This window comes from Geminicoccus flavidas, assembly GCF_009806515.1.
Classification (GTDB): Bacteria; Pseudomonadota; Alphaproteobacteria; order Geminicoccales; family Geminicoccaceae; genus Geminicoccus; species Geminicoccus flavidus.
Window position 1 is genome coordinate 1 of record NZ_WUJP01000687.1, and the last position, 15423, is coordinate 15423.

17 protein-coding genes and 3 pseudogenes are annotated in these 15423 nt (G+C 69.4%); 10 read left to right on the forward strand and 10 right to left on the reverse strand.

The window, feature by feature from the left end; all coding sequences use genetic code 11:
- Positions 1-132: 132 nt before the first annotated feature.
- Positions 133-828 carry a response regulator gene (locus EQG76_RS19535; RefSeq protein ID WP_159716028.1) on the reverse strand — a complete coding sequence of 232 codons (696 nt, stop codon included), beginning with the start codon at positions 826-828 and terminating at the stop codon, positions 133-135.
- Between the two features lie 12 nt (positions 829-840).
- Positions 841-1323 carry a MarR family winged helix-turn-helix transcriptional regulator gene (locus tag EQG76_RS19540; RefSeq protein ID WP_159716029.1) on the reverse strand — a complete coding sequence of 161 codons (483 nt, stop codon included), beginning with the start codon at positions 1321-1323 and terminating at the stop codon, positions 841-843.
- A gap of 173 nt (positions 1324-1496) precedes the next feature.
- Between EQG76_RS19540 and EQG76_RS19545 the strand changes: the two genes are divergently transcribed.
- Positions 1497-2372 (forward strand): branched-chain amino acid aminotransferase, encoded by an 876-nt coding sequence (locus EQG76_RS19545; RefSeq protein ID WP_159716030.1) that lies wholly within the window; start codon positions 1497-1499, stop codon positions 2370-2372.
- A 20-nt stretch (positions 2373-2392) separates the two neighbouring features.
- Positions 2393-2971 carry an LOG family protein gene (locus EQG76_RS19550; protein WP_159716031.1) on the forward strand — a complete coding sequence of 193 codons (579 nt, stop codon included), beginning with the start codon at positions 2393-2395 and terminating at the stop codon, positions 2969-2971.
- A gap of 45 nt (positions 2972-3016) precedes the next feature.
- Here the strand turns inward: EQG76_RS19550 and secB are convergent, their stop codons facing one another.
- The 3 genes from secB to EQG76_RS19565 form a co-directional block, all read right to left on the reverse strand.
- A complete protein-coding gene (secB, locus tag EQG76_RS19555) occupies positions 3017-3517 on the reverse strand; it encodes a protein-export chaperone SecB (RefSeq protein ID WP_159716032.1) in 501 nt (166 codons plus the stop codon).
- Between the two features lie 138 nt (positions 3518-3655).
- Positions 3656-4213, reverse strand: coding sequence for a histidine phosphatase family protein (locus EQG76_RS19560; protein WP_159716033.1), 558 nt, complete (start codon positions 4211-4213; stop codon positions 3656-3658).
- Positions 4214-4224: 11 nt separating this feature from the next.
- Complete coding sequence (locus EQG76_RS19565) at positions 4225-4734, reverse strand: FxsA family protein (protein ID WP_159716034.1); 510 nt, start codon at positions 4732-4734, stop codon at positions 4225-4227.
- 180 nt (positions 4735-4914) lie between these two features.
- Here EQG76_RS19565 and EQG76_RS19570 point away from each other — a divergent pair, with 180 nt between their 5' ends.
- The 6 genes from EQG76_RS19570 to EQG76_RS19595 all read left to right on the forward strand — a co-directional run bounded on the left by EQG76_RS19570 (position 4915) and on the right by EQG76_RS19595 (position 10456).
- Entirely contained in the window at positions 4915-5613 is a 699-nt protein-coding gene (locus EQG76_RS19570) for a Tim44/TimA family putative adaptor protein (protein WP_159716035.1), read from the forward strand.
- Positions 5610-6812, forward strand: a complete 1203-nt coding sequence (mltA, locus tag EQG76_RS19575; protein ID WP_200840951.1) for a murein transglycosylase A — start codon at positions 5610-5612, stop codon at positions 6810-6812. Before EQG76_RS19570 ends, mltA begins: the two co-directional genes overlap by 4 nt.
- Before the next feature lie 72 nt (positions 6813-6884).
- Complete coding sequence (locus EQG76_RS19580; protein ID WP_159716036.1) at positions 6885-7673, forward strand: (Fe-S)-binding protein; 789 nt, start codon at positions 6885-6887, stop codon at positions 7671-7673.
- Between the two features lie 16 nt (positions 7674-7689).
- Complete coding sequence (locus tag EQG76_RS19585; RefSeq protein ID WP_159716037.1) at positions 7690-9102, forward strand: LutB/LldF family L-lactate oxidation iron-sulfur protein; 1413 nt, start codon at positions 7690-7692, stop codon at positions 9100-9102.
- Positions 9099-9794 carry a LutC/YkgG family protein gene (locus EQG76_RS19590; RefSeq protein WP_159716038.1) on the forward strand — a complete coding sequence of 232 codons (696 nt, stop codon included), beginning with the start codon at positions 9099-9101 and terminating at the stop codon, positions 9792-9794. Before EQG76_RS19585 ends, EQG76_RS19590 begins: the two co-directional genes overlap by 4 nt.
- Before the next feature lie 11 nt (positions 9795-9805).
- Entirely contained in the window at positions 9806-10456 is a 651-nt protein-coding gene (locus EQG76_RS19595) for a Smr/MutS family protein (protein ID WP_159716039.1), read from the forward strand.
- A 645-nt stretch (positions 10457-11101) separates the two neighbouring features.
- On the opposite strand, the pseudogene EQG76_RS19600 reads toward EQG76_RS19595, so the two are convergent.
- The 4 genes and pseudogenes from EQG76_RS19600 to EQG76_RS33565 all read right to left on the reverse strand — a co-directional run.
- Positions 11102-11596 (reverse strand): annotated as a pseudogene (locus EQG76_RS19600) (transposase); the annotation flags it as partial.
- A 23-nt stretch (positions 11597-11619) separates the two neighbouring features.
- A pseudogene (locus EQG76_RS33560) lies at positions 11620-11936 on the reverse strand (integrase core domain-containing protein); the annotation flags it as partial.
- Between the two features lie 52 nt (positions 11937-11988).
- A pseudogene (locus tag EQG76_RS19605) lies at positions 11989-13133 on the reverse strand (transposase); the annotation flags it as partial.
- 338 nt (positions 13134-13471) lie between these two features.
- The gene (locus EQG76_RS33565; protein ID WP_407925555.1) at positions 13472-13645 is read right to left on the reverse strand and encodes a transposase; all 174 of its coding nucleotides are present in this window, start codon (positions 13643-13645) and stop codon (positions 13472-13474) included.
- A gap of 402 nt (positions 13646-14047) precedes the next feature.
- Between EQG76_RS33565 and EQG76_RS19615 the strand changes: the two genes are divergently transcribed.
- Positions 14048-14188, forward strand: a complete 141-nt coding sequence (locus tag EQG76_RS19615; RefSeq protein WP_159716042.1) for a hypothetical protein — start codon at positions 14048-14050, stop codon at positions 14186-14188.
- A 349-nt stretch (positions 14189-14537) separates the two neighbouring features.
- On the opposite strand, the gene EQG76_RS19620 is transcribed toward EQG76_RS19615, so the two are convergent.
- Positions 14538-14789, reverse strand: coding sequence for a hypothetical protein (locus tag EQG76_RS19620; protein ID WP_159716043.1), 252 nt, complete (start codon positions 14787-14789; stop codon positions 14538-14540).
- Between the two features lie 112 nt (positions 14790-14901).
- Between EQG76_RS19620 and EQG76_RS19625 the strand changes: the two genes are divergently transcribed.
- A partial coding sequence (locus EQG76_RS19625) for an oxidoreductase (protein WP_159716044.1) occupies positions 14902-15423 on the forward strand: 522 nt, incomplete at its 3' end.

Here is a 15423-nt window from a genome sequence, read left to right on the forward strand (position 1 = left end):
CGTAGAAGACATAGGCGACCACGAGCTGCAGGATGATCAGCGGCAGGAGCACGATCAGCAGCGAGCGGCCGAACAGAGAGCGCGGCACGACCCCGCGGGCGGGCCGTCGCCCGGCCTGGCGGGGTGCCGCGGTCACGGCCACCGGTCGGCCCCGGTCTTGAGCATGTAGCCCTCGCCGCGCACGGTCACGAGATGGCGCGGCGCCTTGGGATCCAGCTCGATCTTGCGGCGCAGGCGGGTGACCGCCACGTCCACCGCCCGGTCGGTCCCGTCGAGCCCGACCCCGGTCGCGATCTCGAATCGGGTGAGCGGGCGGTCGGCGCGCGCGACCAGGAAGTCGATCAGCGCGGTCTCGCCCTCGGTCAGGCGCACCGGGCCGTCCTCGTCGAACAGCTCGCGCGCGACCGGATCGTAGCGCAGATGGCCGATCGGCAGCGGCTCGCCGGCGGGCGGGCGGCTGCGGCGCAGGATGGTGGCGATGCGGAGCGCCAGCTCGCGCGGCTCGAACGGCTTGGCCAGATAGTCCTCCGCGCCTGCCTCCAGCCCAGCGATCCGGTCGTCGGGCTCGCCGCGGGCGGTGAGCAGCAGCACGGGCAGGTCGCGGTGGCGGCGCAGCTCGGCGGTGAAGCCGACCCCGTCGCCGTCGGGCAGCATCACGTCCAGCACGATCAGGTCGAACATCACCGTCTCGAGCGCGTGGCGTGCCTCGGCGAGATCCTGGGCGACCGAGACGCGGTAGCCCTCGCCCATCAGGAAGCGCTGGAGGAGCTGGCGCAGGCGGGGGTCGTCGTCCACCACCAGCAGATGCCGTTCGCCGGCCTCGCTCATCGGTGGTTCCGCCTAGCCTGCCAGCGCCCGGCCGGCGCTGCGTCCGGCCGGCTCCGGATCGAGCAGGACGGCCAGCACCCGGCGAAAGCCGCCCACCGCCTCGGGCCCGGCCACGCGGAAGGCGCGGCGCAGCCGGCGGCGGCGCTGCTGGTCGAGCTCGGCCAGGGCCGCCTGCCCGGCCTCGGTCACCCGCGCCGGGCGCTGGCGTCGGTCCTCGGCGCGCTGCTCCAGCACCACCAGCCCGCGCGCCTCCAGCTCGGCCAGCACCCGCGACAGGGTCTGCTTGCTGGCGGCTATCTGGCGGCGCAGCTCGGCCATGGTCACGCCCGGTCGGCGGGCGACCAGGCGCAGCACCAGGTCATGGGTGGCGCCCAGGCCGTGGCCAGCGAGCGGATCGGCCACGTCGGCCGCCACCATGCGCTGCGCCCGCTCGATCATCAGGATCGCCTCGTCCAGATCCTCGTCCCGGAGGAACAGGGGGTTGCCGCTGCTCATCTGCCCTTGCGTCTTTTTGGGGTGGCCTGCCCGCGTCAATCAGCCCGCATCAACCGGGTAGCACGTACCCGGTTGCGTTGACATCCCGGGACCTCCGATGATAGCGCGCCCCGACGATCGCCGGAGCATGACGCCCGCCGATCCACGCCTGATGACACCGAGGTTCGCCCACCATGGCAGCGCTGATTCCCTACCACGACCGCGACGGCTGGATCTGGTACGACGGCGAGATGGTACCGTGGCGCGATGCCAGGCTGCACGTGCTGACCCACGGCCTGCACTATGCCAGCTCGGTGTTCGAGGGCGAGCGCGCCTATCGCGGCAAGGTGTTCAAGCTGCGCGAGCACAGCCAGCGGTTGATCGACAGCGGCCGCGTGCTGGGCTTCGAGATCCCCTGGACGGTCGAGCAGATCGACGAGGCGACCAATGCCACGATCGCCAAGAACGGCCTGTCGGACTGCTATGTCCGGCCGATCGCCTGGCGCGGCAGCGAGATGATGGGCGTGGCGGCGCAGGCGTCCAAGATCCACCTGGCGATCGCGGTCTGGGAGTGGGGTGCGTATTATTCCGACCTGCGCCTGACCCGCGCGGTCTATGACCGCCCGGCGCCGAACACCGCCCCGGTGCATGCCAAGGCCGCCGGGCTCTACATGATCTGCACGATCTGCAAGCACGCCGCCGAAGCCAAGGGCTTCGGCGACGCGCTGATGCTCGACTATCGCGGCTATGTCGCCGAGACCACCGGTGCCAACATCTTCCTGGTGATGGACGGCAAGCTGCACACGCCGATCGCCGACTGCTTTTTGAACGGCATCACAAGGCGCACGGTGATCGAGCTGGCCAAGGCGCGCGGCATCGAGGTGATCGAGCGGCACATCCGGCCGGAAGAGCTGCCGAACGCCCAGGAGATCTTCGTGACCGGCACGGCCGCCGAGATCACCCCGGTGCGCGCGATCGACGAGCTGACCTACGAGGTGGGTCCCCTTACCCGCCAGCTCCTGGAGGACTTCCACGCGGCGACCCGCGGCCACGCGAAGGCGGCTGCCTGAGCGCCGCCACGGCCGGGCCGGTGGAGCGCCGCCGGGTCGCGGTGTTCTGCGGCTCGCGCCCCGGCCGCGACTCGGCCCATGCCGAACTGGCCGTCGCGCTCGGCCAGGCGATCGGCCGGCGCGGCTGGGGGCTCGTCTATGGCGGCGGCCATGTCGGCCTGATGGGGATCGTCGCCCAGGCGGTGCTGGAGGGCGGCGGCGAGGTCCATGGCGTCACCACCAAGCACCTGATCGGCCGCGAGGTCGCGATGCCCGGCCTGCAGCGGCTGGACGTGGTCGACACCATGTTCGAGCGCAAGCGGTTGCTGATCGACGGGGCGGACGGCTACCTAGTCCTGCCCGGCGGCTTCGGCACGATCGACGAGTTGCTGGACGTCATGACACTCAAGCAGCTCGACGAGCACCGCAAGCCGATCGTGCTGCTCGACCGGACCGGCCGGTTCTGGACGCCCTGGCTAGAGCTCGCCCGCCACGTGGTCGAGGAAGGCTTTGCCGAGCCCTCCGCCCTGGCGCTCGCGGCCGTTGCCGCCGAGGTCGACGAGGCGCTGGAGCTGGTGGCGGCCCGGCACCCGGACCTGCCCCCAACTGGCGCCCCCTGACCGGCTCGGGCTGACCGGCCAGGATCCACCGGGCCGTCTTATGGTTCAGGCGGTGGCGTCGTCCGCCTGCGCCTGGCTCGCCGCCGCCAGCCGCTGGCGGTAGAGGGTCACGAAGTCGATCGGGTCGATCATGAGCGGCGGGAAGCCGCCGTCGCGGGTCATGTCGGCCACGATCCGCCGCGCGAACGGGAACAGGAGGCGCGGGCACTCGATCATGAGCAGCGGCTGCAGGCTGTCCGGCGGGATGTTCGCGATCTGGAACACGCCGGCATAGTCCAGCTCCAGCAGGAAGATCGTGTCACCGGACGCCTTGGCCTCGACCTCCAGGTCGATCACGACCTCGTAATGGCCCTCGTTGCTGACCTGGGTGGCGCGGGTGTCGACCTTGATCTGGATCTCGGGCCGGACATTGCTCTGGAGCCCGGCCGGCGCCTTGGGGTTCTCGAACGAGATGTCCTTGATGTACTGCAGGACGATGGACAGGCGCGGTGCCTGCTGCTGCTGGGCCTGCCCGGCCTGGCCGTTGGTGGGGGTCTCGTCACTCATCAGATCGGCTCCATCCGGGATGGTCCCGTGGCTATGGCTCGGTGCTCACGCCGGGAAACGGGTCCCGGCGCCGTCGCGGCGCTTCCTAGCAGGTGGTGCCGGCAGGGGCGACGCCTGATTGCCGCCTGCCGGGAGCGCTCAGGCCGGTACGACAGCTTCCTTGCGCGCGGCACCGCTCACCGGATCATAGCTCACCATCGTGCCATTCCCGACCTCGAGTCCGGTGAGCGCCCGCAGGAAGCCCCAGTGGGTTACGACCAGGGTCCGCTCCTGGTCGGGCCAGGTACGGGCCTGATCGCGGAACGCGGCCGCGCGGCGCCGGATGCTCGGCTGGCTCTCGATCGCCCGGCCCCACCAGGATTCCTCCAGATGGCCGAAGGCGAGTTCCGGCCAGAGGCGGGCGAGCAGCGCGGGCGGCGAGCCGCGGTCGCAGGAAAAGGCACAACGCTCGCGCACCAGGGCATCGACCCGTACCGGGGCACCTGTCCGCTCCGCGATCAGGACGGCGGTTTCCAGGCAGCGGCGATAGGGGCTGGCGACGATCGTCCGGATCGGCAGTTCGGCGAGCAGGGCGGCGGCCGAACCGGCCTGCTCCCGCCCGGCCGGAGTGAGCACCGGATCGGCCGGCCCGGCATCGATCCGGGTGCGGCCGAAGCGGAGATTCCATTCGGACTGGGCGTGGCGGATCAGCAGCATCGCCGGCGGGCTCAGCCGCCCGGCCCGGGCCGGGGCCCGGTCCAGGGATTGCGCGGGCGATCGTCCGGACCGGCTGGATGCGGGCCGTCCTCGGGTGGCGGCGCCAGCGTGCCGTCCGGCACCGGCTCCACCTCGTGGAACTCGCCCTCGATCACGCTCCTGCGCGCCACGCGCGGCTGCGGCAGGAGGCGCGACAGCAGCTTTCGCACGGGCGGCAGGCACAGGAGCAGGGCCACCACGTCGCTGGCGAAGCCCGGCAGGATCAGGAGGAAGCCTGCCGCCACCTTCCACCCGGCAGCCTGCATCCGCTCCAGCGTGGTGCGCCCGCCGGGATCCGGCCCCACCATCGAGGCCAGCACGCTCAGCCCCGCATGACGGATCAGGAGGCCGCCCAGGACGGCTGCCAGCAGCAGCAGGCCCACAGAGGCGAGCGCGCCGATCTCCTGGCCGACCTCGATCAGGACGACGACCTCGAGGATGAACCAGGCGAGCGGCAGGAAGCGGAGTAGTCGGATCGGCAAGGCTGGCGCTTTGTCTTCGGCGATGGCGACATATATGATGGAGTGAGCCGGGTCCATCCACGGCGGTTCGCCTACGATGGCCGATCCATCGCGGCGCCCATCGGTTCAGGCGGACCGGTGCGCCCATTGGAACGGTCTGGCGGGCGCTGCATCCCCCGCCACGTTCAACGAACAGGTATCATGTCCGACGGTTTCGCCTACATCGACATCCTCTTCTTCGCGATGGTGGCGGCGTTCATCGCCTACCGGCTGCGCAGCGTGCTGGGTCGTCGGACCGGTCTCGAGCGGCATCCCCTGGAGCGCGAGCAGGAGGCGCGGGCGCGCGCGGCGGAGAAGGCCGGCCAGGGTGACAGTGTGGGTGACAACGTCGTGCCGCTGCCCGACCGGCGCGGCCGCGCGGCGGACATGCCCCCGGTCGAGGCGGTGGCCGACGGCACCGGCCTCGCCGCCCTGCGCGCGGCCGACCCGGGCTTCGACCTGGCCGGGTTCATGACCGGTGCCAAGAGCGCCTTCGGCATGATCGTCGACGCATTCGCGCGCGGCGACCTGGCGACCCTGCGCCCGCTCCTGTCGGACCAGGTGTTCCGCAACTTCAAGGCCGCGATCGACCAGCGCGACGCTGCGGGCGAGCGGCTGGAAACGGAGATCATGGCCGAGCCGGCCAGCGAGCTGGTGGATGCCTCGGTGCGCAACGGCATCGCCCGGGTGACGCTGCGGTTCGTCAGCCGGCAGATCAACGTGACCCGCGACGCGGCCGGCCGCCCGATCGCCGGCGACCCGGCGCGGCCGGAGGAGGTGGTCGACCTCTGGACGTTCGAGCGCCCGGTCCGCTCCCCCGACCCCAACTGGCTGCTCGCCGAGACCGCGACCCCGGAATGACCGTGCCGTCCTGGCTGCAGACCCCGGCCCGCCGGATCCTGGCAGGTGCTCTCCTGCTGCTCGGCGCCTGCGCTCCCGAGCCGCCCGAGCCCGAACCCGGCATGGCGCTCGAGCCCGCCGCATTCAACGACCTCGCCGGCTGGCCCGGCACCAGCCCATCCGCGGCGCTGCGCGCCTTCGTCGCCGGCTGCGGCCGGATCGAGCAGGCGGATCCTGACGCCCGGTTCGGCGGCAAGGATTTTGCCGGCAAGCTGTCGCCCTGGCAGGACGCCTGCCGGCAGGCCCGGATCACGCCGACAGGCGACGCCTCGGCGCAGGCCTTCTTCGAGGCCTGGTTCCAGCCGTTCGCGATCACCGACCGCGGCAAGGCCGAAGGGCTGATCACCGGCTATTACGAGCCGGTGCTCGAAGGCTCCCGAGAGCCCTCGGCGCGTTTCCGCGTTCCGCTGCACGCAAGGCCGGCCGACCTGGTGACCGTGGACCTGGGTGAGTTTGCCGAGGATCTCCAGGGCCGGCGCGTGGCCGGCCGGGTCGAGAATGGCAGGCTGGTGCTCTATCCCGACCGTGCGGCGATCGACCAGGGTGCGCTCAGCGCCCAGAAGCTGGAGCTGCTCTGGGTCGACGACCCGATCGGCAAGTTCTTCCTGCAGATCCAGGGCTCGGGCCGGGTGCGGCTTCCGGATGGCACAGTGCAGCGCGTCGGCTATGCCGACCAGAACGGCCGGCTGTACCACGCGATCGGCCGGGAGCTGGTGGCATCCGGCGAGCTCAGCAAGGAAGAGGTATCGCTGCAGACGATCCGGGCCTGGTTGGAGGCACATCCGGGCAAGGCAGAGGCGCTGATGTGGCGCAACCCGTCCTATGTGTTCTTCCGGCCCCTGCCCGACCTGCCGGACGACCAGGGCGCGCCGGGTGCGCTGGGCATCCCGCTGACCGCCGGCCATTCGCTGGCGGTGGACCGCTCGATCTGGCCTCTGGGGGCACCCATGTGGCTGGACACGCACCTGCCGCCCGAGGTGGGCGGGGCGCCGTTGCGCACCCTCGCGGTGGCCCAGGACACGGGCGGTGCGATTAAGGGTGCGGTGCGCGCCGACCTGTTCCTGGGGGTAGGCCCCACGGCCGAGCGGATCGCCGGGCCGATGAAGAGCCAGGGGCGCATGTGGATCCTGCTGCCCAAGGCCGCGGCACCCATCAGCTGAAGGCCGTGGGTGTCTATACCTCATCCAGCCTCAACGTTCCGCGCCTGCGCAAAAGGCTCTAAGGTCGCTTTCATGAACTCCGCCGAATCATCCCCGCGCCCCGGCCCTCGGGTGGGCCTGTTCGTGACCTGCCTCGTCGACCTGTTCCGGCCCTCGGTGGGCTTTGCCGCGGTGAAGCTGCTGGAGGATGCTGGCTGTACGGTCGAGGTGCCCGAAGCGCAGACCTGCTGCGGCCAGCCTGCCTTCAATTCCGGCGACCGCGCGACCACCGAGGCGCTGGTGCGGGGCCTGATCGACGCCTTCGAGGGCTATGACTACGTGGTGGCACCGTCCGGCTCCTGCGCCGGGATGCTGCGTACCCATGTGCCGGACCTGTTCGAGGACGACCCGGCCACCGCCGCGCGCGGTCGCGAGTTCGCCGGCCGCTGCCATGAGCTGGTGAGCTTCCTGGTCGACGTGCTGGGGGTCCGGGCCGTGCCGGCGCAGCTGGAGCGCCATGCCACCTATCACGACAGCTGTGCCGGCCTGCGCGAGCTGAAGATCAAGCGCCAGCCGCGCCTCTTGCTGGAGGGCGTTGCCGGCCTGGCGGTCACCGAGATGCAGGAGCCCGAGGTCTGCTGCGGGTTCGGCGGGACGTTCTGCGTGAAATACCCGCAGGTCTCGACCAAGATGGTCAACAACAAGGCAGCCGACATCGAGGGCACCGGGGCAGACCTCCTGCTCGCTGGCGATCTCGGCTGCCTGATGAACATGGCCGGGCGGCTGGCCAGGCGTGGCAGTGCCGTCGAGGTGCGGCATGTCGCCGAGGTCCTGGCCGGCGAGCTGGACGCGCCGCCGATCGGCCGGCCGGCGGACGCCTGAAGGAGAAGCTAGCGCCATGCAGCCCACCAGCCTCGCCTTCCAGTCCAAGGCATCGTCGGCCCTCGCCGATCCGAACCTGCAGGCCGCCCTTGGCGGCATCAAGACCGGCTGGCAGCGCGGCCGCATCCTGGCGGCCGAGCGCCTGCCGGAGTTCGAGCAGCTGCGCGACCAGGCGCGCGACATCAAGAACCATGCGCTCGCCAACCTGGACTTTTACCTGGAGGCCTTCGAGGCCCGGGTCTTGGACGCGGGCGGCCAGGTGCACTGGGCGCGCGACGCCGCCGAGGCGCGGCGGATCGTCCAGGAGATCTGCGAGGGCGCAGGTGCTCGGACGGTCACCAAGTCCAAGTCGATGATCGCCGAGGAGATCGGCCTCAACGACCATCTGGAGGCGGCGGGGATCACGCCGGTCGAGACCGATCTCGGCGAGTACATCATCCAGCTGCGCAAGGAACCACCCTCGCATCTGGTGGGCCCGGCCGTCCACCTGACCAAGGATCAGGTGGCGGACCTGTTCGAGCAGACCCACGGCCTGCCGCGCACCGACGATCCGACCGAGCTGGTGGGCCAGGCCAGGACGGTACTGCGCCAGAAATACCTGGCGGCGGACGTGGGCATCACGGGGGCCAATTTCCTGATCGCGGAGACCGGCTCGGCGATCACGGTCACCAACGAGGGCAATGCCGAGCTGACCCAGGGGCTGCCCAAGGTCCATGTGGTGATCGCCAGCCTGGAGAAGGTGATCCCGTCCATGGAGGACGCCTTCACCCTCCTGCGCGTGCTGGCCCGCTCGGCGACCGGTCAGGAGTTCTCGGCCTATACCACGGTGATGACCGGGCCAAAGCGCAAGGGCGACCTGGACGGGCCGGAGCAGTTCCACGTGGTACTGCTGGACAATGGCCGCACCGGCATGATCGGCTCGAAGTTCCAGGACATGCTGCGCTGCATCCGCTGCGGGGCGTGCATGAACAACTGCCCGGTCTATCTGGCTGCCGGCGGCCACGCCTATGGCTGGGTCTATGTCGGGCCGATGGGCTCTGTCCTGACCCCGCAATTCGTCGGCATCGAGAGCGCCCACACCCTGCCGAACGCGTCGACCTTCTGCGGCCGCTGCGAGGAGGTCTGCCCGGTCCGCATCCCGCTGCCCAACCTGATGCGCCACTGGCGCGAGGAGCAGTTCAAGCGCCAGCTGGTGCCATCCACGGTACGCCAGGGCCTGGGCACCTGGGGCTTCCTCGCCAGGCGGCCGGCCCTCTACCGGCTGGCCACTCGGGTGGCGATGGGCGTGCTCGGCCGGCTGGGCAGGAAGCGCGGCCGGTTCGCCAGCCTGCCGCTGGCCAAGGGCTGGACGGTCAGCCGCGACCTGCCGGCACCGGAGGGCAAGACCTTCATGCAGCAGTGGCGGCAGCGGCAGAGGAGCCGCTCATGAGCGACAACGAGCGCCGCCGCGCGGCGATCCTCGGCCGGCTGCGCGACGTGTACCGCCGCTCGCCCGAGGACGAGGCGGTGGCGATCGCCACGGTCGAGCAGCGGGTGTTCCACCCGGCCCCGAACCTGATCCCGGCGCGCGGCCAGCTCGACCTGGCGGGCCGGATCGAGCTGTTCACCACCATGGCGCGCAATGTCCAGGCCGAGGTCGATCGTGTGTCGCGTCTGGCAGACGTGCCCGCCGCCGCCAGCGCCTTCCTGCGCCGGCACAACCTGCCGCAGAAGCTGGTGGTGGCGCCGGACCCGGTGCTGCAGGGTGCCGGGTTCGCCAGCCAGCCGCTCCTGCGCGTGCGGTTCGGCGATGCCGACGAGCACGACCAAGCGGGCCTCACCCTGGCCTTTGCCGGGGTGGCCGAGACCGGCACGCTGATGTTGTGCTCCGCGGCAGAGCGCCCGACCCTCCTGGCCTTCCTGCCGGAGAACAGCCTGGTGGTGCTGCCGACTGCCCGCGTGTTCGGCGCCTATGAGCAGGCTTGGCGGGAGCTGCGCCGGGAGCTGGGCAGCCCGCCGCGCTCGGTCAACTTCATCACCGGCCCGTCCCGGACCGGCGACATCGCCCAGAGGCTGGAGCTTGGCGCGCACGGGCCGCGGCGGCTGGCGGTGCTGCTCGTCGACGATTTCCAGGCCGGCTGAGTCCTGAACAGATGCGCCGGCCCCGCCTTCCCTCCGCCGAAGAGGCGGCGCTCTGGCGCAACTACGTCAAGGACGTGGCTCCCCTGCCCCGCGACGCGGCGGAGACCGCGCAGCCGGTGGTCCCGCCTGCCGCCCCTGCTCCTGCCCCTGCCGTGGCGGTGCCGGCTGGGCCGGCCTCCACGAGGGCCAGGGCCGGGAGGGCCAAGAAGCAGCTGGCGGATGCCGTCGAGAACACGAGCCTGCCCCCGGCCCAGCCGTTCCGGCCGCGCTCGATGCCGCCGGCACGGCCTGCCGTCGACCGCCCGGACACGCGGCGGGCCGACCGCAGCGGCCCGGTCGACCTGGATCGCCGCACCTGGCAGCGCCTCCATCGTGGCGAGATGATCGTGGAAGCGCGCCTGGACCTGCACGGCCTGACCCAGATCGCCGCCTATGACCGCCTCGCGGCCTTCATCGACCATGCCTGGCGGGTAGGCTCGCGCTGCGTGCTGGTGATCACCGGGCGCGGCAGCGGCGATGTCGGCATCCTGCGCACCATGACCCCGCGCTGGCTGGACGAGATCCCGATGCGCGACAAGGTCCTGGCCTACACCCAGGCCAAGACCCATCATGGCGGCGCCGGTGCCCTCTATGTCCTGATCCGCCGCCGCCGGATCGGCTGAGCGGGCATCCGGACGCCGCCGAGGCGCAAGCCGGCCGGTTCAGGCTGCGGCAGCATCGGCAAGGACCGCTTCGACCTTCCACCCGGCGACCGGCGATCGCGCTTGCGGAGCATCACCGGGGGCTGCCACCGGTCAGGATGATCGAGCCGGCCAGTCCGAGGCTGCCGTACCGAACGATGCAGCTTGCTGCTCAGACCACCAGGAACGGCCATGGGCCTGCATTCAAGCCCCCGTTTGACGCCGGCGGCATGCTGGTGAAGATCAGGCGCCACATGGCCTCGGCGCACCTTGCGGCGGAACCGCCGGAACACCGTGCCTACGAACCGCACAGGCGGGGCCGGACCCGCCATCATCCGCAGGACCGGTGGACAGGAAGCCGGCGAGGGCGTGCCCGCTGCACACCATCTAGAGCGCTGCTACCGCGGACATGCGGTTGTCTAGCGCAGGTACCTCAGGCCCCTTCGGCTGGCCAGGATCACTCCTCGTCGCCTCACTTGCTCGCGGTTCACCATCAGGCGGCCCAGCACAAACAGGAGACCGAGAGATACAGCCTTTAGCCACAGCCCCGCCTTGAACGAGCTCTTGAGTGGCCACGCGATCAACAGCGATTCGAGATCCGGTAGGACCACCTGATCGATGAACGGATCACTTCAGGCTCAATGGCTTGAACATGTCCCGTCCAGATCGATTCAGTCCGTATGAAACATGCGCTTGAGAGACTGCCGCGGAAGCCCGACCATGTAGCCTTGGTAGCACGACGTGGCGGATCAGCGGGTACCTGCGTACATGCCGGCTATCCGGTTCTTGTGTCGGCCGAAGCCAGGTCAGCCGATCTTGATCCCTTGATGGCGATAAGCTGGTGATCTGAGCGGCTCGCCGCAGGTTCATGGTCATGCAGAGCAACCAGAGCTGGCAGCGGTTGCGGACGAGACCACGATAGCGCACCCGCCGGTACAGGTAGCGCCGCTTCATGGAGCCGAAGAGATTCTCGATCTGACGGCGCAAGGGCGTGATCGCGACGTTCATCCACTCGTGCCAGCTGGGCTGGCGCTTGCCCGCCTGCCGGCGGTGCATGATCCGATCGATAATATCGATCTCGGCCCGGGCCTGCCGCCTGCTCATTGGAGTGCACTCCCATTCCGCTGGACAGGGTCTGGGTCGGGCTAGGCACTAAGTTTGCGGACCCCGGCGGGCGATGGAAAGCGCAGCGCCGAGTGCGGGTGGATGGTGTTGTAGTCGTCGAACCAGGCAGGCAGCAGACGTAGGACGGTGTCGGGATCTGGCAGGATCGAGAGCCGCAGGTAGTCGCGCCGGAAGGTTTTCACGAAGGCCTCGACGATCCCATCGGCCTTGGCCGATCCCACGGAGTGATGTCAGCAGAGCTGACAGGGCTTTGTGCGGATCGGACTGGGGTGAAGCGCAGGCGCAGACCGAGGGCGGTGGCCGTGTTCCGGGTGTCCTTGGCGATGTAGGCGCTGCCCCGCGACGGTCTGCTGACCGTCGTTCTTTCAGGAAGTGGATCGATCGGCTCCTGCCGATCGATTATCGGACAGCCATTCCACCGGATGGGGCGTCTTCAGGCTGCCAAAGCGCTGGCCGACGCAGGCGAGCATGAGGTCCTGGACCAGCATCCGCAGCAAGCGGATGCTCCATCTCCAGAGGAGCCAGCGTCAGGAGACGCTGGAGGCTCGCCGGAGATGCCGGCCGCGGTGGCCGACCATCGATCGCAGGAGGCGACCGATCCAATCCCACCGGGACGACCGTCAGGAGACGGCCGCGGGGCGATGACCTTCCGGTCGCAGGCGTCGATCGCGAACAGGATGCGGACGATCTCGCCATTACGACAGGTGAACTCGAAATGGTCGGAGCATCATCCGGCAGGAGCCGGATGATCCGATTCCCGCAGGGGCGGCGGTCAGCAGACCGCCGAGGGCGGATGCTGGAGGTCAATGCCACCACGCCGTGATGGGTCCGGCCAGCTTGGCGGCCGTGTGCCGCTGCAGGGTGAGGTCATGGTTCTGCAGGATGCGCAGCACGCGCCTGGTGTTGACCTTTGGCAGGTCCTGCCCCTGGGGCCGACGGTTCAGGAGCGCAGTGATGCGGCGGTAGCCATAGGACGGGCGCTCATCGACCAACCGACGGAGCAGTGACCGGAGCCGGCTGTATCCGTCCTTGTGGTAGCGCCCGCACGGCTTGGACGTGCGTGCCAGGCGTTCGACCGAGCTGGAGCGACGACATCCAGCGTGCCGGCGATGGTCGTCATCGCGAACCGTCCCTGCGATCGCTCCACGACGGCAGCAGCGAGATCGGTTTTTTGCCCGTGCCACCTCAAGGGCCTCTTTGCGGGTCTCCACCTCCAGGGTCTTGCGTCCCAGCAGGCGCTCCAGTTCACGGACCCGCTTCTTGAGATCCCGTACCTGGGTCTGGCCGACCACCTCCTCATCAGCCTGCACAGCCTCAAAGCCACCCTCCAGCATGCGCCGCCGCCACTTGAACAGCAGGCTGAGTGAGAGGCCGGCTTGGCGGGCGACCAGCGACACGCTCACGCCCGACTGCATGCTCTCCTCGACCAGCCGCATCTTCTCGCCGATTGAGAACCGGCGCCGGCGCTGCACCGACGAGATCACCTCGACGCGGGTGGAGGTCCGTTCGGATCGGAAGCTATCGTCTTATCCATAGGCGTATGCCTATGCCTTCGGCTAGCGACCCTGTCCGGTTCAAACAGGTGCAATCCACTCATGGACTCGTAGGCCTTGTCCGCCAGCAAGGCTGCCTCGTCGTTGCAGATGGGCATCCCCAGCGATGCTCTCGCCAATGCGGCACTGGTGAGGATCGGCCTGCGGATCAGGTCGCTGCCCTGATCCACCGCCAGATGGACCTCATAGCCGAAGAAGCTCCGCTGCCCTCTGCGGGTGAAGCCGGCGGCAAAGTCCCGCTCCGATACCTCACCTTCCCGCATAGGCGGCCGCTTCACGTCCGCCTCCACCAGCCGGCGTCAGCAGGCGCCTCGCTGGTTCAGCCCACCGGACATGGCTTAGCCAGGCCAGCCTCGCCCAAGTCGATCCGGAAGTGCGACAAGTTCGTCGCGTCCGGCACCCCATCCTCCAACCCGAGGCCGCAGAACCACCGGAAGGTCGGCCAGTCGTTGCCCAGCGCATCGGCTCCAGGAGTGCCTCGATCGGCGTCCAGTCGACCAGCGCCTTGTTCCGCTCCAGGCGCCGGTTGCTGCCAAAAGCCGGCAGCAGCAGGGCTTCCACCAGGCTCACCTGACCCACCGCCTTGCGCACCATCGGCCGCTTCCTGTCCTGATCAGCAGGATCGAGGCACAACAGCCCGGTCAAAAGCCAAAGTTTCGCGGCAGTCTCCTTAAGGACGGTATCGCCGCCTGACCGCGCTTCACGCCTCCTGCCCGATGTGGAGGCCGACAGGACAGGTCCAACGCGCTGCCGCCGAGGCGGCTCTGGTGGGTTCCTCCCCGGTCACAGGGATACGGCATACGTCGCTGATGGACAGGTGAACGGCCGCCAAGGCGACGCTCATCTCGCCTTGGCAAGTCGACGACGGCGTTTCGGCCGGACCGGAGTGCCGGACATGCTGGTCCAGCGACGGCTCGATGGAGCGCTCCCGATCGACCGGTTCTGGGGCCTGTTCAGCCGAGCCTCTGCCGGGCGCCTGGACCTGCCGGTTGCCCGGCAGTGGGCGCGCTGCCGGCTGCCGCCTGTCGGGAAGTGACAGGCATCAGTGGTGGAACCCTCAGTCGCAGCGTTGCGCGGCCGGCTTAGCCCGGTGCCGATGCCCATGCTGGGCCGAAGCGGCCCGGGCTTCAGTGGTGAACGGATTCCTGCCGGAACACCCGCGCACCCGGCAGCTTGGCCATGAGGGCCTTTGCCTCCGCCTCGCTGCCGACGATCGTCTCGCCGCTGGTGTGCACGACCCGGAATCGCGCCGACCCGGCCGGTTCCTTCAGCTGACCTGCAGAACGGAGCGGGCCGGACGCACTCGTTATCGAGTCACCAACTTCCACACCAACCACCTGATGAACTCCGATTAAGATGTACGCCATCAGAATGATACGACCTAATCAGATTAGCAACCCCATCCGCCGCGAAAGAGCACCAACGTGCCCCTTTTGCAGCAATGACACGATCCATGCTCTCATTGGCTGGAGGACGACCAGCTGCCCGGCATCAGAAAGCCAGGACAAGATGAACGATTTGTTTACCGGTGCCAGAATAAGCTCTGCTTCATCACCTGTGTTCGCTAGAAACGACAATGATACTTGCGCCATCCCGTTGAAATCATCCAGTCGCCTGTCGGCTGTCGGGCTGGACAAGCCCAGCGTCCTTCGCGTAGCCGCGAAGCCGGACCGGCAGGGGCCGCACACTCCCCTTGGCGGGGTGACCTCGGACATGACCGGCCGGCAGTGATCAGGGAGCCAGACGATCATGGAGCAGACGTTTTTGGGACGGATCGCCGTCATCACCGGTGCCACCCAGGGCCTGGGCGAGTGCATCGCCCGCAGCTTTGCCGCGCGCGGGGCGGCCGGCCTGGTACTTTCGGGTCGCAACCGGGAGCGGGGAGAGGCAGTGGCCCGGGACCTGGCGGCGGCCGGCTGCCCGACCCGGTTCGTCGCGGGCGATCTCGGCCAGCTGGAGGTGGTCCGCTCGCTGGTCGCCACGGCCGACCAGGCGTTCGGCCGGCTCCACGCGCTGGTGAACGCCGCGGCACTCACCGACCGGGGCACCATCCTCGACACGGAGCCCGAGCTGTTCGACCGGATGTTCGCGGTTAACGTCCGGGCACCTTTCTTCCTGATGCAGGAGGCGGCACGCCTGATGCGCCGCGAGCGGATCGCCGGGACGATCGTCTCGATCCAGTCGATGTCGGGACATGGCGGCCAGTCCTTCCTGGCCGCCTATGCCGCGAGCAAGGGTGCGCTGGGCGTGCTCACCCGCAACGTCGCCTAC

Coding starts and splice junctions, on each gene's coding strand:
- EQG76_RS19535 (WP_159716028.1), bottom strand. CDS start 828: ATGAGCGAGGCCGGCGAACGGCATCTGCTGGTGGTGGACGACGACCCC.
- EQG76_RS19540 (WP_159716029.1), bottom strand. CDS start 1,323: ATGAGCAGCGGCAACCCCCTGTTCCTCCGGGACGAGGATCTGGACGAG.
- EQG76_RS19545 (WP_159716030.1), top strand. CDS start 1,497: ATGGCAGCGCTGATTCCCTACCACGACCGCGACGGCTGGATCTGGTAC.
- secB (WP_159716032.1), bottom strand. CDS start 3,517: ATGAGTGACGAGACCCCCACCAACGGCCAGGCCGGGCAGGCCCAGCAG.
- EQG76_RS19560 (WP_159716033.1), bottom strand. CDS start 4,213: ATGCTGCTGATCCGCCACGCCCAGTCCGAATGGAATCTCCGCTTCGGC.
- EQG76_RS19570 (WP_159716035.1), top strand. CDS start 4,915: ATGTCCGACGGTTTCGCCTACATCGACATCCTCTTCTTCGCGATGGTG.
- mltA (WP_200840951.1), top strand. CDS start 5,610: ATGACCGTGCCGTCCTGGCTGCAGACCCCGGCCCGCCGGATCCTGGCA.
- EQG76_RS19580 (WP_159716036.1), top strand. CDS start 6,885: ATGAACTCCGCCGAATCATCCCCGCGCCCCGGCCCTCGGGTGGGCCTG.
- EQG76_RS19585 (WP_159716037.1), top strand. CDS start 7,690: ATGCAGCCCACCAGCCTCGCCTTCCAGTCCAAGGCATCGTCGGCCCTC.
- EQG76_RS19590 (WP_159716038.1), top strand. CDS start 9,099: ATGAGCGACAACGAGCGCCGCCGCGCGGCGATCCTCGGCCGGCTGCGC.
- EQG76_RS19595 (WP_159716039.1), top strand. CDS start 9,806: ATGCGCCGGCCCCGCCTTCCCTCCGCCGAAGAGGCGGCGCTCTGGCGC.
- EQG76_RS19615 (WP_159716042.1), top strand. CDS start 14,048: ATGCTGGTCCAGCGACGGCTCGATGGAGCGCTCCCGATCGACCGGTTC.